This window comes from Petropleomorpha daqingensis (assembly GCF_013408985.1).
GTDB lineage: Bacteria > Actinomycetota > Actinomycetes > Mycobacteriales > Geodermatophilaceae > Petropleomorpha > Petropleomorpha daqingensis.
The window spans coordinates 3050767-3070424 of sequence record NZ_JACBZT010000001.1 but is presented as its reverse complement, the minus strand read 5'-3'; the positions used below and the strand labels follow the sequence as shown (position 1 = coordinate 3070424).

Genomic DNA, 19658 nt, shown 5'->3' with positions numbered 1-19658 from the left:
GATGGGCCTGCTGTCCACGGCGGTCCGCGATGTCCGGACCGGGCGCTTCGAGCGGACCCTCGCCGGCCTGACCGCGGCCGGCGCCGCCGTCACCGCCGGCGAGATCTTCTTCTCGCACGACGGCGCCAGCTTCGGCAACACGATGATGTGGTGGCCGGTGGCCGTCGTCCCGACCGCGATCCCCGCCGGGATCGCCGCGGTGTTCTCGCCGCGGGCAGCGCGCACGGTGCTGCCGCTGGCCAGCGCCGCGATCGTGGCCAACGGCCTGCAGGGCACCTACCTGCACTGGCGCGGCATCGCCCAGCGACCCGGCGGGATCACCCGGTACAACGTCGAGTCCGGGCCGCCGCCGTTCGCGCCGCTGCTGGCCTCGCTGGTCGGCGGGATGGGGCTGCTGGCCGCCGTCCTGCGGCGGGAGGGGCGGCACTGATGCCCTACCGCCCACCGCACCAGCACGCCGTCACGCCCCAGGGCCGCGGCCGGTTCCCCGGCTTCGACGTCCTCGACTCCGTCGACGTCTGGGACGACGTCACCGCCGGCGCCGTCCTGGAGCGGCTGTCCCACCCGACCGGCCTGTCGTTCTTCACCCCCGGCGAGGTGGCCGTCGCCGAACCGCTGCTCGACCTGCTGCTCGCCCAGGACGCCGACCCCCGCGTGCCGGTGCTCGAGCTGGTCGACCGTCGGCTGGCCGTGGGCGAGACCGACGGCTGGCACTACGACGACCTGCCCGAGGACGCCCAGGCGTGGCGCGAGACGCTGGCCGCTCTCGACGAGGCCGCGCACTCCCGCTGCGGCACCGGTTTCGCCGAGGCGGCCGTCGACGACCAGAGGGCGCTGGTCGACGAGGTCCGCCGCGCCGACTCCTGGCAGGGGTTCACCGCGACCCACGTCTGGAGCCTGTGGACCCGTTACGCCTGCACCGCCTTCTACTCGCACCCCTGGGCCTGGAACGAGATCGGTTTCCCCGGCCCGGCCTACCCGCGCGGCTACCTCAACCCGGGTCTGGACGCACGCGAGCGGTGGGAGGTCGCCGACGCGGGAGACCGGTCGTGACCGGCCTCCGCGAGCGCAACGAATCGGCCTGGCTGCTGCCCAACGACGGCAGCCGCACGAACCACCGGCTGCGCGCCGACATGCGCCGGTTCGACGCCGACGACGAGGTCGACCTCGTCGTCGTGGGCGCCGGTGCGGGCGGCGCGGTGCTCACCCAGCGGCTGGCCCGCGCCGGGTGGCGGGTGGTCTGCCTGGACGCGGGGCCGTTCTGGGACCCGGACCGCGACTGGGTCAGCGACGAGCGCGGCTCGCACGGGCTGTACTGGACCGAGCCGCGGCAGATCGGCGGCAGCGACCCCGTGCCGCTGGGCAGCAACAACTCCGGCCGCGGCGTCGGCGGCTCGATGGTCCACTACGCCGGCTACGTGCCCCGGTTCCACCCGTCGGACTTCCGCACGTACAGCCTGGACGGCGTCGGCGCGGACTGGCCGATCTCCTACGAGCAGCTCAAGCCGTACTACGAGCAGATCGAGGCCGAACTGCCCGTGGCCGGCGAGAGCTGGCCCTGGGGCGATCCGCACAGCTATCCGCACTCGCCGCACCCGGTCGGCGGCAACGGGATGGTCTTCCTGCGCGGCGCCCGCACGGTCGGCATCGAGGCGCGCGTGGGACCGGTGGCGATCGCCAACGGCCGGTTCGGCAACCGCCCGCACTGCATCTACCGCGGCTTCTGCCTGCAGGGCTGCAAGGTCAACGCCAAGGCCAGCCCCCTGATCACGCACGTGCCCGACGCCCTGGCGCACGGCGCGGAGATCCGGCCGGACTGCCACGTCAGCCGCGTGCTGGTGGACGACCGCAGCGGCCGGGTCACCGGCGTCACCTACTTCTCGCACGGCCGCGAACTGCGGCAGCGGGCCCGGGCGGTCGCCGTCTGCGGCTACAGCATCGAGACGCCCCGGCTGCTGCTGCTCTCGGCCACGCCGCGATACCCGGAGGGGCTGGGCAACGAGCACGACCAGGTGGGCCGCTACCTGATGGTGCAGGGCGCCCCGCAGACCTCAGGTCGGTTCGCCGAGGAGGTGCGCATGTACAAGGTGCCGCCACCGGAGGTCAGCAGCGAGCAGTTCTACGAGACCGACCCGACCAAGCCGTACGCACGGGGCTGGTCGATCCAGAACATCAGCCCGCTGCCGATCACCTGGGCCGAGCACGTCGTCGCCCAGGGGCACTGGGGCGAGGACCTGCGCGAGCGCATGCGCGACTACGTGCACTGGGCCACGCTGGGGTCGCTGTGCGAGTTCCTCCCGCAGGCGGACAACCGGGTCACCCTGGCCGGCGAGACCGACCGGCACGGACTGCCGGTGGCGCACTTCTCGTACAGCCGGTGCGACAACGACCGGGCGCTCGCGGCCGCGGCCCAGGAGTCGATGGAGCGCATCCTCACCGCGGCCGGCGCGACCGACGTCATGACCATCCAGCGCTACGCGCACCTCGTCGGCGGCGCGCGGATGGCGGCGCGGCCTCAGGACGGCGTGGTCGACGCCGAGCACCGCGTGTTCGGCGTGGCCGGGCTGTCGATCGTCGACGGCAGCACGCTGCCCACCCAAGGCTCGGCGAACCCGGCGCTGACCATCATGTCGCTCGCCGCGCGGGCGGCCGACCTGATGGCCGCCGGCGCCCGCCGCGGCCTGGCGCACGAGGTGGCGTCGTGAGGGCCCCGGTCACCGCGGTGCGCACCGGCGTGCACCGGTTCCGCACGCCGACGCCGGAGACCGACGGCACGCTCTGCTGGGGCGCCACCACCGCGGTCACCGTCGAGGTGGACGCCGGGGGCAGCACCGGGCTGGGCTGGACGTACAGCTCCCCCGCCGCGGCGGCGGTCGTCACCGACGTGCTGTCCGGTGTGCTGTGCGGGCACGACGCCTTCGACATCCCGGGCGCGGCCGAGGCGATGCACCGCGCCGGGCGCAACCTCGGGACGCGGGGACTGTTCGCACAGGCCCAGAGCGCGGCCGACATCGCGCTGTGGGACCTCAAGGCGCGGTTGCTCGACGTCCCGCTGGCCGACCTGTTCGGGCGGACGCGCCACCGGGTGCCGGTCTACGGGTCGGGCGGCTTCACCAACCTCGACCGGACCCAGCTCGCCGAGCAGGTGGCCGGCTGGGTCGCCGCGGGCTGCACCGCGATGAAGATCAAGATCGGCGAGTCGTGGGGGGCGAACCCCGGCCGCGACCTGGCCCGGGTGCGGCGGCTGCGCGAGCTGGCCGGCGACGGCGTCGAGCTCATGGTCGACGCCAACGGCGGGTACTCCCCCGGCCAGGCCCGGCGGATCGGCGCGGCCCTCGACGAGCTGGGGGTGGTCTGGTTCGAGGAGCCGGTGAGCAGCGACGACGTCGACGACCTGGGCGCGCTGCGCGGGGAGCTGCGCTGCGACGTCGCGGCCGGCGAGTACGTCGCCGACGCGCGGGAGGCCGCACGCCTGGCTCCGGCCGTCGACTGCCTGCAGCTCGACGTCACCCGCTGCGGCGGGTACACCGGCTGGCTGCGCTGCACGGCGATCGCCGTCGCGGCCGGCCGGCAGGTGTCGGGGCACTGCGCCCCGTCGCTGCACGTCCCGGTGGCCGCCGCGCTGCCCGAGCTGCGGCACGTGGAGTGGTTCGCCGACCACGCGCGCCTCGAGCCGCTGCTCGTGGACGGCGCACCGCCGGTGATCGACGGCGAGCTGCTGGTTCCCGACGCCCCGGGTCACGGCATGACCCTGAGGAACCCGGAGGAGAGCTCCTGAGCGCTGAGCCGGTCGGTGTTCAGGGCACCGACGGCCGGGCGGCGTCGCCGGGACGGGCTGGTCGCGCCCGCGCTCAGGGGGCCGGTCGAGGCGGAGGCGCCGCGGCTGGGCGCGTGAGCAGCGGCAGCATCACCTCGTCGACCACCTGCGCGGGGAAGCCGCCCTGGAGGTCCTGGCCGAGGAAGAGCCAGGCCTGGACCATGATCCCCGGGCCGGACGCCGCGGCGAGCGAGTCCTCCAGCCCGTGCGCGATCTCACCCCGCTCCGCGGCCCGGCGGAACGCGAGCCGGAAGGCCGCCTCCCAGCGAGCGAGCGGCCCCTGCCGGTAGGCCTGGGCCAGCGCCGGCTCGGCGTCGAGGACGCCGATCAGCGCCCGGCTGACGCCGCCACCGGGACCGCTCAGGATGTCCGACATCGCACCGAGCAGCGCGACGAGGTCCTCGCGCAGCGAGCCGGTGTCGACCTCGACCAGGGTCGCGTCGCTGGCCGAATCCATGACGCTGACGAGCAGGTCGACCTTGCTCGGCCACCGCCGGTAGATGGTCGCCTTGCTCACCCCGGCGACCAGCGCCACCTCGTCCATGGTCAGCCCCCGGTAGCCGACGTCGGCGAGCACCTTGACCGTCGCCGCGCGGATGACATCCGCCAGCGCCGGGTCCTGGGGCCGGCCGCGCCGGCGACCACGCTCACCGTGATCGCCCGTCACACGCAGAACGGTACTGCGCACCGGAATAGCGGAACTTGTACGTTTCGCTGATCGGTGCCTAGCGTCGCGAGCAGGGGCGGAGACGCCCACGGACGGAGGAGAGCGTGCACAGCGGCCTGCACTGGGACTCACCGAGTTCGCGACTGGTGCTGCGCGCCGTCCTCGACGTGCTCGCCGAGCGCGGCTACCACGGGCTGACCCTGGACGCGGTCGCCGCCCGCGCCGGTGCCGCGGCCGAGGCGCTCGACGAGACCATGGACGTCGACGACCTGGTGGTCGCCGCACTGTCCGGGGTCGAGCTGTTCGGCGCCCCGCGCGCCACGGGGACGCTGCGCGGGGACCTGCGCGCGCTGCTGAACCCCTGGCGCAACCCGCGCACCGCCGACGAGATGGCGGTCGCGGCGGTGCTGAGCGCCGCCGAGTGGCACGCCCCGCTCAAGTCCGCGGCCATGCGCGCGCTGGACCGGCCGCTGGCCCAGACGCTCGGCACGCTGCTGACGAGGGAACGCGACGTGCCGCAGTCGGCGCTGCAGACCCTCAACTGGCTGCTGCGCGGCCTGGCGCTCGACCGGCTGCGGTCGGGGTCGCGGTCCGCGGTCGACCTGGACGCGATGGTGGACTTCCTGGTCGCCGGCCTGGAGCACGAGGCGGCCGCCGCCCTCGGCGAGGACGGCGGCCGCTGCTCCTGATCAGGCCGGCTGCGGCACCGGGATCACGCCCACCTGGACCAGCATCGGGAACAGCCCCTGCTCGGACCAGTGCTCGGCGGCCCGGCCGTCGCGGAACCGCCCGATGTTGGCGCTGAGGGTCTCGAACCGCTTGCCGGTCGCCGGGAAGCCCAGCCCGTCGCCGGTGTGGGTGCCCGTCGTCCGGACGACCCAGGCGCACAGGTCGCCCTGGGCCACGACGTCGCTGATCCGGCAGTGGACGTCCGGGACGGCGTCGCGCCACTGCGCCACGAGCTGCTTGAACGTCTCCCGCCCGGAGATGTCCCCCATCGGCCCGTGGTCGACGTAGTCCTCCGCGAACAGCTCGTCGGCGATCTCGAGCCGGCCCTGGTTGATGATCTCGTCGAACATCCGCGTCAGGATCGCCTCGGCGTCGGGGGCCAGCGCCTGCACGACCGGCGCGGAGTCCATCACCTCGGTGAAGGACGTCACCCTGCCGTTCCGGAGGGTCCAGAGGTGGACGAACGGGACGTCGAACGACCCGCCCGCGACGGTGCGGCCGCGGTGCCGGCCCGGGACGACGACCGTGTCACCCGCCTCGATGTACCGATCCGGCCGCACGTCCAGCTCGGCGACGTTCCGCATCAGCGCGGTGAAGAAGTCCGCGGCGCCCTGCGGTCCCGAGTAGACGCCGCCGAAGGGCACGCTGTCCGGGACGGTCCACACCAGGTCCTCGGCGAACAGCGACAGCACCCCGGGGATGTCCCCGGCCGCGAAGGCGGCGTAGCCGCTCCGGGCCACGTCGGCGTTCCCCGTCGTCGCCGCGACGTCCGGTATCTCGGTGGCGGCCACGATGCCGGCCTCCGGTGTGTAGACCTCGTGCGCCTGGTGGAAGACCGCGACCGGCTGCTGGTCGATGCCCAGCTCGATCATCGCCGGGACGAGGCGGTGCTCGCCGAACGCGCCGAACGCCTCCTCGCTCGCCCAGCCGTCGAGGTTGTGGCAGTCCTCGCCCTCCCACCAGGTCAGGTGCGCGATCCCTCCCTCCGGCGGGCGCTGCACCCAGCCCACGCGCTCCCGCAGGGCGTCGTACTGCTCGCGCGTGATGCCCCGGAGCGTGACCTCGACGATGACGGCCATGTCGAACCTCCTGGAATTCCGGTCCCCCGTCGATGTGCACCAGTGCGCCGCCCCGGCCGCCGCCGGATCACCGAGAACCGGGTGATCCGGATGGCGGTCCGGCGGCGCACGGAGGGTGTGCAGGCACTGGGGATCCGGCGGCTCGAGCGCCGGCCAGCGGTACGCCGCGGTCCGGGTTGCGGCGGCCGGCGCAGCGGTACGGTCCGCGCCGTGGAGTCGTCCGGCTCCTTGCTCGCCGCCCGGCTGGCCGCCGGCGACGACCGGGCCCTCGCCGAGGCGTTCGACGAGTTCGGACCGGCCGTCCATGCGGTCGCGCGGCAGATCCTCGGGAATCCGGCCGCGGCCCAGGACGTCGTCCAGGAGGTCTTCGTCGATCTGTGGTGCCACCCGCAGCGGTTCGACGAGACGTTGGGCACCCTGCGGACCTACCTGACCCTGGTCGCCCGCCACCGCGCGCAGGACGTCGTCCGCAGCGAGCTGCGCCGGGCCGGCCGCGAGGAGCGGAACATGCGGCTGCTGCCCCCGCCGCCGCGGCCCTCGCCGGAGGAGGAGGTCGCCGACGCCGACACCGCCTCGACGGTGCGCGCCGCCGTCCGGAGCCTGCCCGACGACCAGCGCCGGGCGGTCGAGCTGGCCTACTTCGACGGGCTCAGCTACCGCGACGTCGCCCGGCGGATCGGCATCCCGGAGGGCACCGCGAAGTCGCGGGTCCGCCTCGCCCTGGCCAAGCTCGAGACGGTGCTCGGCCACGAACTGCTGGAGCCGTCATGACCGCCGATGCGCTGCCCGCGAGTCTGCGGGAGCGGGTGCTCGCGGCCGCCCGGGAGCTCCGCGCCCCCGGCCGCACGCTCCCCGACGTCCCCGACATCTCGCCGGTGGAGGCCTACCGCCGCGCCGCCGACGCCTTCCTCGGCCTGCTCACCGCGCTCGCCGACGACGTCTGGCGCCGGCCGGTCCTGCGCGACCTCGACGTCGCCGGCCTGGTCGGGCACCTCACCGGCGTGGAGGACGACGTGCAGCGGGCGCTCGCCGGCGACCGCGACGTGGCCTGCGCCGACCACGTGGCCTCGACCCAGCCGGCCGCCGAGCACGCGGCGACCGCTTCGCCGGCGGAGGTCCGCGCCGCGTGGCGGGCCGCGACCGGCCGGACGCTGGAGCGGGTCCGCGGCGCCGACCTCACCGCCGAGGTGCGGGTGCACGGGATGGCGCTGCCGCTCGGCGCGCTGCTCGTCGTCCGGGCGTTCGAGCTGTGGACGCACGAGAACGACGTCCGCCGCGCCGCGGGGCTGCCGGCCAGCGTGCCGGATCCCGCGACGCTGCGCCGGATGACCGAGCTCGCCGTCGAGCTGCTGCCGGTCGGGGTGGCTCGGGTGTCCGACCCGGTGACCCCGGTCGACGTGCACCTCGTGCTGACCGGGGCCGGCGGCGGGACGTGGGACGTCGAGGTCGGCGAGCGGTCGGCGCCGGTGCCGGAGGTCGCGATCGTCGCCGACGCGGTGGGCTTCTGCCGGCTGGTCGCCTCGCGGATCACGCCCGCCGATCTCGGCGCGCACGTCAGCGGAGCGGCCGGGGCGGCGGACGCCGTCCTCGCCGGGGCCGCCGCCCTCGCACTCGACTGATCAGCCGACCCCGGACCGCGACCGGCGACGGGCCACCGAGCCGGACCCGACTCCCCCACCGAACGCGCAGGACACCCCGAGCACGTAACCGAAGTCGTACCAGTTGCCGTTGTTCTGCACCTCGTAGATGTTCACGTGGTCGGTGAACAGCGAGATCACGAACGTGACGGGGACGATGAACCCCTGCCAGAGGCCGAGCCAGAAGCCGGCCGGCTCCTGACCGGTGTCGACGGCGGGGTTGGGTCCGGCCGCGCAGCTCGCGAGGACGAGGACCGCGCCGGCCAGCAGCGCGATCGCGACGACCCGGGATCTGGTCATGGCACACCTCCGCCGGCGAGCCTGTCGCCGGCGGAGGTGCCCTGGTCAGTCCCGAAGGTCCCGAATCCTCAGTGCACGTACTCCGACCGGCGCCACCAGACCATCGGCAGGGCCATCGCCGGCAGCATGAGCAGGTGGCCGCCGGTGAACACGACGCCGGCGGATACCGCGCCCGCCCAGTAGGGCACGAGCAGGACGAGGAACGGCAGGTACATCGCGGCCGCCATCTCCGCGATCGCCACGGCGGAGTGCCTGCGGAAGGCCATCCACGCCGACATCCCGATCGCCATGTTCGTGGCCATGCCCAGGACCATGACCTCGGTGGTCGACGACCAGCCCGGCCACACCAGGCCCCACACCGGCCCGAGCGCGATCATGCCGGCGAACATGGCCACGACCATCTCCAGGTAGTGGCGGACCAGGTGCCCCACGACGTGCTTGCGGCCGTGCTGCTGCGGGAGGGTCTCGGTGCTCATGGCGGAAAGAGTCGCGGCGGACGACGCCGCGGTGATGTGCCGGAGGTCATGACCCCGGGTCACCTCTCGACCGTGACCCCCGTCAGAGCAGGTCGAGGGCGCGGGCGCGCAGCGCCGCCTGAGTGCGGTCGCGGGCGCCGAGCTTGGCCAGCACGTTGGTGACGTGGTTCTTCACCGTGCCCTCGGCGAGGTAGAGCTCCTGGGCGATCTCCCGGTTGCTCCGGCCCCCGGCGAGCAGCCGGACGACGTCGAGCTCGCGGTCGGACAGCGGCACGACCAGCGGCTGCGGCTGGGGACGCGGCTCGTCGGTCAGGCGGGCGAACTGCGCGACCACCTTGGCCGCCACCGACGGCTGCAGCACCGACTCGCCCCTGCGGGCGGCGAGCAGCGCCTCGACCAGCCGGTCGGAGGTCACGTCCTTGAGCAGGTAGCCGACGGCACCGGCCCGCAGCGCGGCGAACACGTCCTCGTCGTCGTCGAAGGTGGTCAGCGCCAGCACCCGCACCCCCGGCTGCTCGGCGCGCAGCCGCCGGGTGGCCGCGATGCCGCCGAGCACGGGCATGTGCAGGTCCATGAGGACGACGTCGGGCCGCAGCTCCGCGGCGCGGTCGAGGGCCTCGGCGCCGTCGCCGGCCTCCCCCACCACCTCGACCTCGGGCCGCGCCTCGAGCAGGATCCGCAGCGCCTCGCGGAACAGCGCCTGGTCGTCGGCGAGCAGCACGCGGACCGCCGTCACCCGGGCACCTCGACCAGCAGCGTCGTCCCGCCGCCGGGCGCGGAGGTGACGTCGAGCCGGCCGCCCAGCTGCGCGGCCCGTTCGCGGATGCCGACCAGGCCGAATCCGGAGCCCCTCGCGACCAGCCCGCGGCCGTCGTCGCAGACCTCCAGCCGCACGGTCGCCGGCCCGCGGAAATCGAGGACGACCGTGGCCGAGCCGGCCTCGGCGTGCTTGCGCACGTTGGTGAGCGCCTCCTGCGCCGCCCGGAACAGCGATTCCTCGGCGTCGGCCGGCAGCGGGCGCACGTCGCCGGTGACCCGCAGCTCGGTGGGGATCCCGGCCGCCGACGCCTCGGCGGCGAGGCCCTCGAGCGAGGTGCGCAGCGGCGGGCGCGGGCGCTCGGCACGCAGCGCGGCGACCGAGCGGCGCACCTCGGCCAGTGCCTCGGTCGCGGAGTCCTGGGCGCGGGCGAGGACGGCGTCGGCGCGATCCGGATCGGTGCCGAGCACGGCCCGCGCCGCCTGCACCTGCATCTGGACGACGGTGAGGTGGTGGCCGAGGCCGTCGTGGATGTCGCGGGCCACCCGGTTGCGCTCCTGCGTGGTGGCCAGCTCCTCGGCCTGGGCGGCGTAGCCGCGCAGCTGCTCGTGGGCGGTGGCGAGCTCCGCGCGGGAGCGCTGCTCGCGGCGCAGCAGCTCGGTGACGACGGCGGTGAACACGGCCGCGGCGAGCACGCCGAGGCCGTTGCGGACGAAGGCGCCGGGGCTCATGCCCAGGTGCACGAGCGGAACGGCCAGCGCGAGCACCACCGCGACCGGCAGCGGCAGCAGCAGGACCGCCTGGCTGACCAGCACGCACAGCAGCAGGGTCGCCCCGACGCCGGCACCCCCGTAGCCGAAGACGGCGTAGCCGAGCAGGACCTGCACCAGCACGTACGCGGCCGACAGCGCCCACCGCCGCTGCCGCTCGACCCAGAGGAAGCCGACGGTGGCGAGCAGGGTGTAGCCGACCGCGAGCCCGATGCCGAGCACCGGGTGCGGGGCATCGGTCACCTCGACGGCCAGCGTGACCAGCGCCAGGCAGGCGAGGACCACCAGCGCGCGCTTCACGTCGATCACTGTGCGGCCGGGCGGCGGGCCGGTCAACGACCCGCCCGGGTCAGTCCCCCAGGACGGGCGTGCGCAGCAGCGACGTCCCATCGGCGGTGAACACCTCGACGGCGAATGCGGGACGTTGCCCGACCGTCTCGGTCCCGGGCAGTACGGCCACGCCGTCGGTGAGGTCGACCTCCGCGACGACGTCGCCACCGGCGCCGTACAGCCGCGCGTGCACGGCCTCCGGCGGCGCGGCGATCACGAACGCCGTCGCGCCGGCACCGCTGCCGCTGTCGACGACGGTGCACGAGAAGGCGTACGTGCGCTCGGCGGCCGGCCGCCCGGCCGGGAGGGCCACCGCGCTACCCGCCCAGTCCCCGCAGGTGCTGCCGTCGCTGCCGTTGACGAGGTCCCCGTCCCGCGGCCGGGTCCACCAGGCGTCCACCAGCACGGCACCGCCGGGCACGGTCGCGGTGACCACGGTGGCCGTCGCCGGACCGCCGCCGTCGTCCGGGCCGGGTACGTGGCCCTGCCAGACGACGGTCGCGTCGGGCTCACCCTGGTCGAGCCCGAGCGGGGACAGCAACCACGCGGCGCTCCGCTGGGCCTCCCCCTCGTCCAGCAGCGGGCCGTGCACGGTGGCCAGCGCCAGATCGGCCTCTTCCACGCCCCCCACGACATCGGGCCCGCGGGTGCTGGGCACCTCCATCCGGTCGCGGAACACGCGGTACTGGACGGGAGTCGTCCCGGGTACGCGCAGCCGGTCCACTTGGACCAGCGCGATCCCGTCCGCGCCGGTCGCCTCGTCCCAGGTGCGCCTCTCGGTGCCGTCGGCCTCGTAAGCGGGCCGCTCGGAGACCTCGATCGTGTCGCCGGGTGCCGACACGACGAGCAGCGCGCCGGTCTCGGCGTCCTGGACGGCGAACGGCTGGTCGACGGGATGCCCGTTGGGGGTGCTCGCGAGCGACAGCCGGTCGGCCGGGGCACCCGCGAGACCGCTGAACAGGGCCAGGGCGACGGAACCGATCTCGGTGTCCTCGCCCGCCACCAGCACCCAGCGCTTCCCCCCGGGCACGTCGCCGGCCCAGACCACGTGCCGGGTCCGCACGGGCGGGTCGACGTCCTCCCACGGCAGGTGGACCGCGGCGGCGAGGAACGCCCCGTCGTGCGCCAGCGGCCCGCGGGTGGGCAGGTCGTAGAGGGACGGCGCGGCGGGCGCGGACCGGTGGTCGAGCCGGCCGAGCACCGACGGGACGGTGACCGCCACGAGGACGACCACGACCGCGGTCGCGAGCAGCGCCGCACGGTGGCGCAGCCGGCGGTGGTGCAGGTCGGTGAGCGACGCGGCGGTGACGTCCGGGCCGGCGTCGGCGTCGAGCTCGTCGGCCCACGACCGCAGCTCCGCCCGCAGACGGGTCTCGATGCTCATCGCGCCTCCTGGGCAGAACGGGCCGGCTCGTCGTCGCCGAGCGCGTCCCGCAACCGGGACAGCCCGCGGGCGGTCTGGCTCTTCACGGTGCCGGGGCTGCAGCCGAGCAGCTCGGCGGTGTCACGCTCGGAGAGGTCCTCGAAGAAGCGGAGGACGAGGACGGCGCGCATCCGGGGCGGCAGCGCCAGCAGCGCCGCGCGGATCCGGAGCCGCTCGGCGACCACGCCGACGTCGTCCGCGGCCGCGAGGTCGACGATCTCGCCCACGGCCGGCTCGTGCCACGACCGGCGGCGGATCCAGTTCAGGTGCGTGGTGACCAGCGCCTTGCGGGCGTAGCCGACCGGATCCACCTGGTCGCGCAGCCGGGTCCAGCGGCGGTAGGTCTCGAACAGCGCCGTCTGCACGAGATCCTCGGCGCGGCCCCGGTCGCCGATGAGCAGGAGGGCGGTGCGCATCAGCGAGCCGCGGCGGGCGACGACGAACGCGTCGAACGCCGCCGCGTCGTCCTCCTGCAGACGGGGCACGCGGACCTCCTCCGGGACATCTCACCGGGTAGGACACGGTGGGGCACCGGTTCGGTTGCCAGGCAACCGATCGGGCGAGCCGAGCGGCCGAGTTAGGCTTGCCTTACTCGAGCGAGAGGACGGGCCGCCATGACGGGACCGGGCAGCAACGGGGGACGGCGCCCGCGCGTCGCACGCGTGGCCGAGGTGCTGCGCACGGAACGGGTGACCCCGCACATGATCCGCGTGGTCCTCGGCGGCGACGGGCTGGCCGGCTTCCCGGCCGGCGAGTTCACCGACCACTACGTCAAGCTCCTCTTCCCACCGGACGCGCCGGATCCCGAGCGACCGGTCACCCGCACCTACACCGTCCGCGCCTGGGACCCCGCCACGGGCGAGCTCACGCTCGACTTCGTCTGGCACGGCGACGAGGGGCTGGCCGGGCCGTGGGCCGCGGCCGCGCAGCCCGGCGACCGGATCTCCTTCTTCGGCCCCGGCGGGGCGTACGCGCCGGCCCCGGACGCCGACTGGCACCTGCTCGCCGGCGACGAGAGCGCGCTGCCGGCGATCGGCGCGGCCCTCGAGCGGCTGCCCGCCGGCGCCCGCGCGCTCGCCTTCGTCGAGGTGTCCGGTCCCGAGGGGGAGCAGGCCGACCTCGACGGCCGGGACGGCGTCGAGCTGGTCTGGGTGCACCGCGGGGACGGCGCGCCGGGCGAGGCCCTGGTGGACGCCGTCCGGGCCGCCGCCCTGCCCGAGGGCACCGGGCACCTGTTCGTGCACGGCGAGGCGGGTGCGGTCCGCGAGCTGCGCCGGCACCTGCGCGAGACGCACGGCCTGCCGCGCGAGCTCACCTCCGTCTCGGGCTACTGGCGGCGCGGTGACACCGAGGACCGCTGGCAGGCCACCAAGCGCGAGTGGAACGCCGCGATCGCCGCCGAGGAGGCCCCCGTCGCGTGACGTAGCGGGAATCACAATGCCGTGTTTCCGCAGGTCAGCAGCCCGCTGAGCGTGAGCGGGCACAGGCGGCGGCCAGGAAGTCTTCGTAGCCTGGGAAGGGCCCTCCCCGCCCCGCACGACCTTTCGGAGCCCATGTCTTCCCCGCGCACCGAGACCGCTGTCCGCCCCTCCCCCGACGAGCCGAAGAAGGCCTCGCTCAGCGCCGCCCAGGTCGCGGCGAGCGCGCTCGCCGCGGTGTCCTCCGCCGTCGTCGCCTCGTTCTTCGGCGTCGCCGGGACGCTGATCGGCGCGGCCCTGGCCAGCGTGATCACCACGGTCAGCGCGTCGCTCTACGCCACGTCGCTGAAGAAGACGAACGAGCGGCTGCGCAAGGTGATCACGGTCGGGCAGAAGCGCCCGATCGCCGAGGCACGGGCGCTCCCGGCGCACCTCGACCCGCGGCGGAGGCCGCCGACGCCGATCCGGCCGCGGTGGGGCCGGGTCGCCGTCTACGCCGTGTCGGTGTTCGTGGTGGCGATGGCGATCGTGACCGGGATCGAGCTGGTCGGGCAGAAGCCGGTGTCGGCGCTGGTGAGCAGCTCGTCGTCGTCCGGGACGACGACGCTCGGCGAGCTGGCGGGCAGCTCCAGGTCCACCTCGGGCACCACGACGCCGACGCCGTCCGCCACCAGCACGACCGCGCCGGCGAGCTCGACCGCCGAGAACTCCCCCGCCGCGCCGTCGACCGCCACCAGCACGTCGGGGGCGGAGCCCACGACGCGGTCGTCGTCGACCAGCGCGTCGTCGTCCTCCGCGTCGCCGTCGAGCACGAGCCCGAGCTCGCCCGCGGCCGAGGGGGCCGCAACCCCCGCCCCCTGAGGCGGCTCAGCTCGGCATCTCCCGGCCCACCTCCGTCGGGTCCTTGTCATCGCGCAGACCGAGGAACCGCGGCTGGCGCAGCTGGCCGTCGTCGGTCCACTCGGCGAAGCCGATCTGGGCGACCAGCTTCGGCGCCGCCCAGTGCACGCCCTGGCGAGGGGGCGGCCGGCCGGCGCCGAACGGCGAGGACTCCTGCTCCAGCCCGGCCAGCGTCGCGCTCAGCTCGCGCAGCGTCGCGGTGTCGAACCCGGTGCCGACCTTGCCGGCGTAGACCAGGGCGCCCGTGGTGTCGACGTAGCCGAGCAGCAGCGCGCCGAAGCCCACCCGCGACCGCTGCGGGTCGGTCCAGCCGCCGATCACGAACTCCTGCTCGCCGAGGCACTTGAACTTCAGCCAGTCGCGGCTGCGCCCGCTGCGGTACGGGGCGTCGGCGCGCTTGGCGACCAGCCCCTCCCATCCGTCCCGGCACGCCTGCGCGAAGAAGGCCTCGCCGTCGCCCTGCCGGGCCTCGGGAGACCGCAGCGGGTCCTGGAGGTCCAGGCAGCGGGCCAGGACCTCCTTGCGCTCCAGCAGCGGGAGGTCCCGGACGTCGCGCCCGTCGGCGTGCAGGACGTCGAAGACGACGTAGCGCACCGGCACGTCCCGGAGCACCTCCGCGGAGGGACGGAGCACGCCGAGCCGGTGCTGCAGCCGCTCGAAACGGGTCTGCGTCCCGTCGAAGGCGACGATCTCGCCGTCGACCAGCAGATCGCCGTGGCGCTGCGCGGCGATGGCGGCGGTGATCTCCGGGAACGTCGTGGTGACGTCCTTCTGGTTGCGGGTGAGCAGCCGCACGCCGGCCGCGTCGGCGAACGCCAGGCACCGCTCGCCGTCCAGCTTCCGCTCGAAGACCCAGTCGGCATCGGAGAACCGGTCCGCCGTCAGGGTGGCCAGCTCGGGATCCACCCACGCCGGCAGCCCACCGACCTGGCTCACGACACGTGCCTGTGCTCCGACGAGGACTCGGGCCGCGCGCTCTCGTACGCGGCCGCCCGCGCGGCGCGCTCCCGCGCCCGTGCCCGGGCCGCGACCGCGCCCAGCAGGAGACCCGCAGCGGTCGCGAGCACCGCCCAGATCAGCAGGAGCCACGCCCACCACGGCATCGCGCACCTCCTCGGCGCGCGCTGAGGATGCTCCCGATCAGGTCCGTTCCACAATGGCTTCCGGCATTGACACGGACGCATGCGTAAGAGAACTCTTACCGTTCGTGGACGCTTACCGGGACTCGGCCGGCTGGGCCGCCCTCGGTGACCCGACGCGCCGGGCCATCGTGGCCCGCCTCGCGGAGGGTCCGCTGGCGGTGGGCGAGCTCGCCGCGGAGCTGCCGATCAGCCGCCCCGCGGTGTCCCAGGCGCTGAAGATCCTCAAGGACGCCGGCCTGGTCAGCGAGCGCGCCACCGGCACCCGCCGCATCTACCGCCTGAACCCCACCGCGGTCGCCGCGCTGCGCGACCAGCTCGACACCTTCTGGAACAGAGCCCTGACCTCGTACGGGGACGTCGTCGCACAACCACCGGAGGAGACATGACCCAGGCACCGGCTGCCGTGGTCCGCAGGTCGATCGTCGTCGCGGCGCCGATCGACCGGGCGTTCGCGGTGTTCACCGAACGCTTCGGCGACTTCAAGCCGAAGGAGCACAACATCCTCGCCGTCCCGATCGTCGAGACGGTCTTCGAGCCGAGGGTCGGTGGCTCCATCTACGACCGCGGCACCGACGGCAGCGAGTGCCGCTGGGCGCGCGTGCTGGTCTACGAACCGCCGCAGCGGGTGGTGTTCAGCTGGGACATCGGGCCGACCTGGCAGGTCGAGGACGACCCGGAGAACACCAGCGAGGTCGAGGTGACGTTCACCGCCGAGGGGCCGGACCGCACGCGGGTGGACCTCGAGCACCGCCACCTCGACCGGCACGGTCCCGGGTGGGAAGGCGTGGCCGCCGGCGTCGGCACCGACCAGGGCTGGCCGCTCTACCTGGACCGCTACGCCGCCCTGTTCGGGTGACGGGACGTTTCGCCGGCTCCTGACCTGGAAACGGTCCCCGGCCGACGCGCAGTGCGCCGGACCGAGGAGGGTGTCGTGGACCAGGACCGTGTCTCGAGCGACGAGATCGAGGCCGAGGGCGCCGTCGCCCTGCCGAACAAGGAGGTCCTCTCCCTGCTCGACGTGAACGCCAACGTCGACCTGGGCCTCGATCTCGCCGCGCCCGTCGACCTGGCGGCGGCGGCCAACCTGAACGTGGCGGCGCCGATCGAGGCAGCGGCCGCGGCCAACCTGCTCTCGCCGGACGCCATCGCCATCGGCGAGGCGCAGCAGACCGGGACGATCGACCAGGGCATCACCGGCACGGCCGACGCGACCGCGCCACAGCACGCCGACATCGCCCAGAACAGCGACCCGACGACCGGCGACGGGACGACCGACGGGACGACGACCGGCGACGGCGGCACGACCGGCACCTCGACGACGACGGGCGGCGTCGACTCGTTGCTCAACGGCGGCAGCCTGCTCAACGCCAACATCAACGTGGACGCCAACGCGAACCTCACCGCGCCGATCGACGGCGCGGTGGCCGCGAACGCGAACGTCGCCGCCCCGATCGACGCCGCCGTCAGCGCCAACATCGGCTCGGAGGGCGCGCAGGCGCAGGCGGTCGCCGTCCAGGACGTCAACGTCGTCCAGCACCTCGACGACGTGTCCGCCGATGCGACCGCCGAGCAGGACACCAGCGTCACCCAGCAGTAGCGCGGCCCGATGACCGCGACCGGCGTGACCGGCGGCGCGCTCGCGCGCGCCGCCGGCGTCGACCTGCTCGGCCCGGTGCACGGGTCGGGCTATCGGGACGGCGCCGCCCTGGTGCGGCGCGCCGACGGCCAGATGGTGCAGCTCGGCCCGCTGCTGTACGGGCTGCTCGAGTGCATCGACGGGCGTCGTTCCCTCGACGAGCTGGCCGCGGCGACGTCCGAGCGGCTCGGCCGCCGGCTGGACGCCGACCAGGTTCGGGCCCTGGCCGAGAAGCTGGCCGCGCAGGGGCTGCTCGCGGGCACCGAGTCCGCCGCGCCGCCGCGGGCCAACCCGCTGCTCGCGCTGCGCTGGAAGGTGCTCGTCACCAACCCGGCGATCACCCGCCGGCTGATCGCGCCGTTCACCTTCCTGTTCCGGCCGTGGCTGCTCTGGCCGGTGCTGGTCGCGTTCGCCGCCGTCTGCTGGTTCGTGCTGGTCGAGCGGGGCGTCGCCGGGGCGACCGCCGAGGCCTTCCACTCCCCCGGGCTGCTGCTGCTCGTCTTCGCGCTCGGCGTGCTCTCCGCCGGGGCGCACGAGATCGGGCACGCCGCCGCCTGCCGGTACGGCGGAGCCGAACCCGGTGGCATGGGGATGGGGCTGTACCTGGTCTGGCCGGCGTTCTACACCGACGTCACCGACGCCTACCGGCTCGACCGGCGCAGCCGGCTGCGCGTCGACCTCGCCGGGCTCTACCTCAACGCGGTCGTCGCCGTGCTGACGATGGCGGTCTGGCTGGTCGTGCGCCGCGACGCGCTGCTGCTGCTCGTGGCGCTCCAGCTGCTGCAGATGGTCCGCCAGCTCTCGCCGGTGATCCGGGCGGACGGCTACCACATCCTCGCCGACACGACCGGCGTCCCCGACCTCTACGCGCACATCGGGCCGACGATGAAGCGGCTGCTGCCCGGCGGGCGCCGGTCGCCGTCGGCGCTCACCGGCCGCGCCCGGGCGATCGTCACCGTCTGGGTGCTGGTCGTCGTCCCGGTGCTGCTGTCGCTGATGCTCGGCGCGGTGCTGCTGCTGCCGCGGCTGGTGACGACGGCGTGGGAGAGCGGGCGGCTGATCGCCGGTCGGCTGCCGGACCAGTTCGGCTCCGGCGACTTCTTCGCGGGGCTCGCCGGGCTGCTGCAGCTGCTCGCGCTGGTCCTGCCGGTCCTGGGCAGCGTGCTGGTGACGCAGCGGGTGGCGCGCACGGGGTTCTCCAAGACCCGGGCGTGGAGCGCGGGCCGACCGGGACGCCGCACGGTGGCGGTGGTCGCGGGGGCCGCCGTCGTCGCCGGGCTGGCCTGGGCGTGGTGGCCGTCGGGTCAGTACGAGCCGGTGCGCGCCTCCGACCGCGGCACCCTGCCCTCGTTCGTGCAGATGCTGGGCTCGCCGCAGACCACCGTCCGGTCGTCGTCCTCCCCCGCTCCGGTGCTGGCCCTGGCCGCGATCCCGCAGGACGGGCCGACGACCGAGCACCCGGCGCTGTTCCTCGTCCCGGGCCCCGATGGCGAACCGGCGACCGCCGTCGCCGTCGACGGTTCGGGCACGGTCGGGACGTCGTTCCCGTTCCGGCTGCCCTCGGCGCCCGGCCCGGGCGACACCCAGGCGCTGGCGGTCAACACGACCGACGGCGGGGTCGTCTACGACATCTCCTACGCCCTGATCACCGTCGACGACGGCGCGCCGGTGACCAACACCAACAGCGCGTTCGCCCTCGCCTCGTGCCACGGCTGCACGACGGTCGCCGTCTCGTTCCAGGTCGTGCTGGTGGTCGGGCAGAGCGACACGATCGCGCCGATCAACGCGGCCGGCGCGCTGAACGTCGACTGCCCGTCCTGCCTGACGACGGCGATCGCCTACCAGATCGTGGTCACGGTGTCGGAGCAACCGTCGGCTGAGCTCCAGGCGAAGCTGCGCGACGCGCTGGGACAGCTCGACTCGATCACCGTCGACGCCTCGCCCGCGGAGGTCCTCGCCCAGGTCCAGGCGGTGCAGCAGCAGGTGCAGACCGTGCTGGACGACAGCGGGATCGTCGCCGACGAGGGGTCGACGTCGTCCTCCGCCGCCGCCTCGCCCACCGGGTCGGCGTCGTCCTCGAGCGCGTCGGGGAGCGGGTCGTCGTCCAGCGCGAGCGCGACCGCCTCCGCGGAGCCGAGCGGGTCGGCCGCACCGACGTCGTCCGACGCGGCGGCGAGCACGACGGCCGCCGAACCCACGACGGCGTCGCCGTCGTCCACGGACGCCGCCTCCGCGTCGTCGACCCCTTGATCAGGGGCTGCTGCCCATCCGGTCCATCAGCGTGTCCAGATCGACGCCGACCGCCTCGAACGCGGCCGCGGCGACGCTGAAGTCGACCGGATAGGGCAGGGCGAGCAGCTGCTCCTCCTGCTCGGGGCGCAGCCCCATGATCGGCAGCAGCCGGAGCACGTGCTCGCGGGTGACCGGCGAGCGATTCAGGTCGAACACGCCAGACGACCCTCCTCCGACCGGGCGGCCTTGACAACCCGGTACCTCGTGCCACAGAGTACCGGTACTCAGTCCTACTGAGTACCGACCGGACACGAGAGGAGGGATTCCGCTGGAGAACCTCACGGA

General features: G+C 74.6%; 24 protein-coding genes. 13 read left to right on the top strand and 11 right to left on the bottom strand.

What is annotated here, in order from left to right:
• Nucleotide 1 precedes the first annotated feature (1 nt).
• From GGQ55_RS15220 to GGQ55_RS15205, 4 genes are read left to right on the top strand one after another with little or no spacing between them, the layout of a single operon-like run.
• Nucleotides 2-430: a hypothetical protein gene (locus GGQ55_RS15220; protein WP_179718085.1), complete on the top strand. Its 429-nt coding sequence runs from the start codon at nucleotides 2-4 to the stop codon at nucleotides 428-430.
• The gene (locus GGQ55_RS15215) at nucleotides 430-1053 is read left to right on the top strand and encodes a gluconate 2-dehydrogenase subunit 3 family protein (protein WP_179718083.1); all 624 of its coding nucleotides are present in this window, start codon (nucleotides 430-432) and stop codon (nucleotides 1051-1053) included. Before GGQ55_RS15220 ends, GGQ55_RS15215 begins: the two co-directional genes overlap by 1 nt.
• Complete coding sequence (locus GGQ55_RS15210; RefSeq protein WP_218859292.1) at nucleotides 1050-2705, top strand: GMC family oxidoreductase; 1656 nt, start codon at nucleotides 1050-1052, stop codon at nucleotides 2703-2705. Before GGQ55_RS15215 ends, GGQ55_RS15210 begins: the two co-directional genes overlap by 4 nt.
• Entirely contained in the window at nucleotides 2702-3778 is a 1077-nt protein-coding gene (locus GGQ55_RS15205) for an enolase C-terminal domain-like protein (protein WP_179718081.1), read from the top strand. Before GGQ55_RS15210 ends, GGQ55_RS15205 begins: the two co-directional genes overlap by 4 nt.
• 73 nt (nucleotides 3779-3851) lie before the next feature.
• Here GGQ55_RS15205 and GGQ55_RS15200 read toward each other — a convergent pair whose 3' ends face one another.
• On the bottom strand, nucleotides 3852-4484 hold the full coding sequence (locus GGQ55_RS15200) for a TetR/AcrR family transcriptional regulator (protein ID WP_179718079.1): 633 nt from the start codon (nucleotides 4482-4484) through the stop codon (nucleotides 3852-3854).
• 104 nt (nucleotides 4485-4588) lie between these two features.
• Here GGQ55_RS15200 and GGQ55_RS15195 point away from each other — a divergent pair, with 104 nt between their 5' ends.
• Nucleotides 4589-5173: a TetR family transcriptional regulator gene (locus tag GGQ55_RS15195; RefSeq protein WP_179718077.1), complete on the top strand. Its 585-nt coding sequence runs from the start codon at nucleotides 4589-4591 to the stop codon at nucleotides 5171-5173.
• Here GGQ55_RS15195 and GGQ55_RS15190 read toward each other — a convergent pair whose 3' ends face one another.
• Nucleotides 5174-6292: a nuclear transport factor 2 family protein gene (locus GGQ55_RS15190; RefSeq protein ID WP_179718075.1), complete on the bottom strand. Its 1119-nt coding sequence runs from the start codon at nucleotides 6290-6292 to the stop codon at nucleotides 5174-5176.
• 210 nt (nucleotides 6293-6502) lie between these two features.
• Here GGQ55_RS15190 and GGQ55_RS15185 point away from each other — a divergent pair, with 210 nt between their 5' ends.
• Both GGQ55_RS15185 and GGQ55_RS15180 read left to right on the top strand, forming a co-directional pair.
• A complete protein-coding gene (locus tag GGQ55_RS15185) occupies nucleotides 6503-7063 on the top strand; it encodes a sigma-70 family RNA polymerase sigma factor (protein ID WP_179718073.1) in 561 nt (186 codons plus the stop codon).
• Nucleotides 7060-7911 carry a maleylpyruvate isomerase family mycothiol-dependent enzyme gene (locus GGQ55_RS15180; protein WP_179718071.1) on the top strand — a complete coding sequence of 284 codons (852 nt, stop codon included), beginning with the start codon at nucleotides 7060-7062 and terminating at the stop codon, nucleotides 7909-7911. The genes GGQ55_RS15185 and GGQ55_RS15180 overlap by 4 nt, the downstream gene beginning before the upstream one ends.
• Here the strand turns inward: GGQ55_RS15180 and GGQ55_RS15175 are convergent, their stop codons facing one another.
• The 6 genes from GGQ55_RS15175 to GGQ55_RS15150 all read right to left on the bottom strand — a co-directional run bounded on the left by GGQ55_RS15175 (nucleotide 7912) and on the right by GGQ55_RS15150 (nucleotide 12470).
• The gene (locus GGQ55_RS15175) at nucleotides 7912-8229 is read right to left on the bottom strand and encodes a hypothetical protein (protein WP_179718069.1); all 318 of its coding nucleotides are present in this window, start codon (nucleotides 8227-8229) and stop codon (nucleotides 7912-7914) included.
• A 68-nt stretch (nucleotides 8230-8297) separates the two neighbouring features.
• Nucleotides 8298-8705 (bottom strand): hypothetical protein, encoded by a 408-nt coding sequence (locus GGQ55_RS15170; protein WP_179718067.1) that lies wholly within the window; start codon nucleotides 8703-8705, stop codon nucleotides 8298-8300.
• 82 nt (nucleotides 8706-8787) lie between these two features.
• Nucleotides 8788-9441, bottom strand: coding sequence for a response regulator (locus tag GGQ55_RS15165; protein WP_179718064.1), 654 nt, complete (start codon nucleotides 9439-9441; stop codon nucleotides 8788-8790).
• Nucleotides 9438-10532 (bottom strand): sensor histidine kinase, encoded by a 1095-nt coding sequence (locus tag GGQ55_RS15160; RefSeq protein ID WP_179718062.1) that lies wholly within the window; start codon nucleotides 10530-10532, stop codon nucleotides 9438-9440. Before GGQ55_RS15160 ends, GGQ55_RS15165 begins: the two co-directional genes overlap by 4 nt.
• A gap of 49 nt (nucleotides 10533-10581) precedes the next feature.
• On the bottom strand, nucleotides 10582-11946 hold the full coding sequence (locus tag GGQ55_RS15155) for a hypothetical protein (protein WP_179718060.1): 1365 nt from the start codon (nucleotides 11944-11946) through the stop codon (nucleotides 10582-10584).
• Nucleotides 11943-12470 carry a SigE family RNA polymerase sigma factor gene (locus tag GGQ55_RS15150; protein ID WP_366489392.1) on the bottom strand — a complete coding sequence of 176 codons (528 nt, stop codon included), beginning with the start codon at nucleotides 12468-12470 and terminating at the stop codon, nucleotides 11943-11945. Before GGQ55_RS15150 ends, GGQ55_RS15155 begins: the two co-directional genes overlap by 4 nt.
• Before the next feature lie 129 nt (nucleotides 12471-12599).
• Between GGQ55_RS15150 and GGQ55_RS15145 the strand changes: the two genes are divergently transcribed.
• Nucleotides 12600-13406, top strand: coding sequence for a siderophore-interacting protein (locus tag GGQ55_RS15145; protein WP_179718058.1), 807 nt, complete (start codon nucleotides 12600-12602; stop codon nucleotides 13404-13406).
• Nucleotides 13407-13538: 132 nt separating this feature from the next.
• Nucleotides 13539-14264 carry a hypothetical protein gene (locus GGQ55_RS15140; protein ID WP_179718056.1) on the top strand — a complete coding sequence of 242 codons (726 nt, stop codon included), beginning with the start codon at nucleotides 13539-13541 and terminating at the stop codon, nucleotides 14262-14264.
• A gap of 6 nt (nucleotides 14265-14270) precedes the next feature.
• Here the strand turns inward: GGQ55_RS15140 and ligD are convergent, their stop codons facing one another.
• On the bottom strand, nucleotides 14271-15239 hold the full coding sequence (gene ligD, locus GGQ55_RS15135) for a non-homologous end-joining DNA ligase (RefSeq protein WP_218859290.1): 969 nt from the start codon (nucleotides 15237-15239) through the stop codon (nucleotides 14271-14273).
• On the bottom strand, nucleotides 15236-15406 hold the full coding sequence (locus GGQ55_RS26505) for a hypothetical protein (RefSeq protein ID WP_218859289.1): 171 nt from the start codon (nucleotides 15404-15406) through the stop codon (nucleotides 15236-15238). Before GGQ55_RS26505 ends, ligD begins: the two co-directional genes overlap by 4 nt.
• Nucleotides 15407-15510: 104 nt before the next feature.
• Between GGQ55_RS26505 and GGQ55_RS15130 the strand changes: the two genes are divergently transcribed.
• The 4 genes from GGQ55_RS15130 (at nucleotide 15511) to GGQ55_RS15115 (ending at nucleotide 19331) form a co-directional block, all read left to right on the top strand.
• Nucleotides 15511-15831: an ArsR/SmtB family transcription factor gene (locus GGQ55_RS15130; RefSeq protein ID WP_366489389.1), complete on the top strand. Its 321-nt coding sequence runs from the start codon at nucleotides 15511-15513 to the stop codon at nucleotides 15829-15831.
• Nucleotides 15828-16301 carry an SRPBCC family protein gene (locus tag GGQ55_RS15125; protein ID WP_179718052.1) on the top strand — a complete coding sequence of 158 codons (474 nt, stop codon included), beginning with the start codon at nucleotides 15828-15830 and terminating at the stop codon, nucleotides 16299-16301. The genes GGQ55_RS15130 and GGQ55_RS15125 overlap by 4 nt, the downstream gene beginning before the upstream one ends.
• A 75-nt stretch (nucleotides 16302-16376) precedes the next feature.
• The gene (locus GGQ55_RS15120) at nucleotides 16377-17042 is read left to right on the top strand and encodes a hypothetical protein (protein WP_218859288.1); all 666 of its coding nucleotides are present in this window, start codon (nucleotides 16377-16379) and stop codon (nucleotides 17040-17042) included.
• A gap of 9 nt (nucleotides 17043-17051) precedes the next feature.
• Nucleotides 17052-19331 carry a hypothetical protein gene (locus tag GGQ55_RS15115; RefSeq protein ID WP_179718048.1) on the top strand — a complete coding sequence of 760 codons (2280 nt, stop codon included), beginning with the start codon at nucleotides 17052-17054 and terminating at the stop codon, nucleotides 19329-19331.
• On the opposite strand, the gene GGQ55_RS15110 is transcribed toward GGQ55_RS15115, so the two are convergent.
• Nucleotides 19332-19529 (bottom strand): hypothetical protein, encoded by a 198-nt coding sequence (locus tag GGQ55_RS15110; protein WP_179718046.1) that lies wholly within the window; start codon nucleotides 19527-19529, stop codon nucleotides 19332-19334.
• Between the last annotated feature and the right edge of the window lie 129 nt (nucleotides 19530-19658).

Excerpts from the sequence above, each read along its gene's own strand:
- GGQ55_RS15145 (WP_179718058.1), top strand. The coding sequence starts at position 12,600 with ATGACGGGACCGGGCAGCAACGGGGGACGGCGCCCGCGCGTCGCACGC.
- GGQ55_RS15115 (WP_179718048.1), top strand. The coding sequence starts at position 17,052 with ATGACCGCGACCGGCGTGACCGGCGGCGCGCTCGCGCGCGCCGCCGGC.
- GGQ55_RS15190 (WP_179718075.1), bottom strand. The coding sequence starts at position 6,292 with ATGGCCGTCATCGTCGAGGTCACGCTCCGGGGCATCACGCGCGAGCAG.
- GGQ55_RS15215 (WP_179718083.1), top strand. The coding sequence starts at position 430 with ATGCCCTACCGCCCACCGCACCAGCACGCCGTCACGCCCCAGGGCCGC.
- GGQ55_RS15140 (WP_179718056.1), top strand. The coding sequence starts at position 13,539 with ATGTCTTCCCCGCGCACCGAGACCGCTGTCCGCCCCTCCCCCGACGAG.
- GGQ55_RS26505 (WP_218859289.1), bottom strand. The coding sequence starts at position 15,406 with ATGCCGTGGTGGGCGTGGCTCCTGCTGATCTGGGCGGTGCTCGCGACC.
- GGQ55_RS15125 (WP_179718052.1), top strand. The coding sequence starts at position 15,828 with ATGACCCAGGCACCGGCTGCCGTGGTCCGCAGGTCGATCGTCGTCGCG.
- GGQ55_RS15180 (WP_179718071.1), top strand. The coding sequence starts at position 7,060 with ATGACCGCCGATGCGCTGCCCGCGAGTCTGCGGGAGCGGGTGCTCGCG.
- GGQ55_RS15170 (WP_179718067.1), bottom strand. The coding sequence starts at position 8,705 with ATGAGCACCGAGACCCTCCCGCAGCAGCACGGCCGCAAGCACGTCGTG.
- GGQ55_RS15220 (WP_179718085.1), top strand. The coding sequence starts at position 2 with ATGGGCCTGCTGTCCACGGCGGTCCGCGATGTCCGGACCGGGCGCTTC.
- GGQ55_RS15155 (WP_179718060.1), bottom strand. The coding sequence starts at position 11,946 with ATGAGCATCGAGACCCGTCTGCGGGCGGAGCTGCGGTCGTGGGCCGAC.
- GGQ55_RS15175 (WP_179718069.1), bottom strand. The coding sequence starts at position 8,229 with ATGACCAGATCCCGGGTCGTCGCGATCGCGCTGCTGGCCGGCGCGGTC.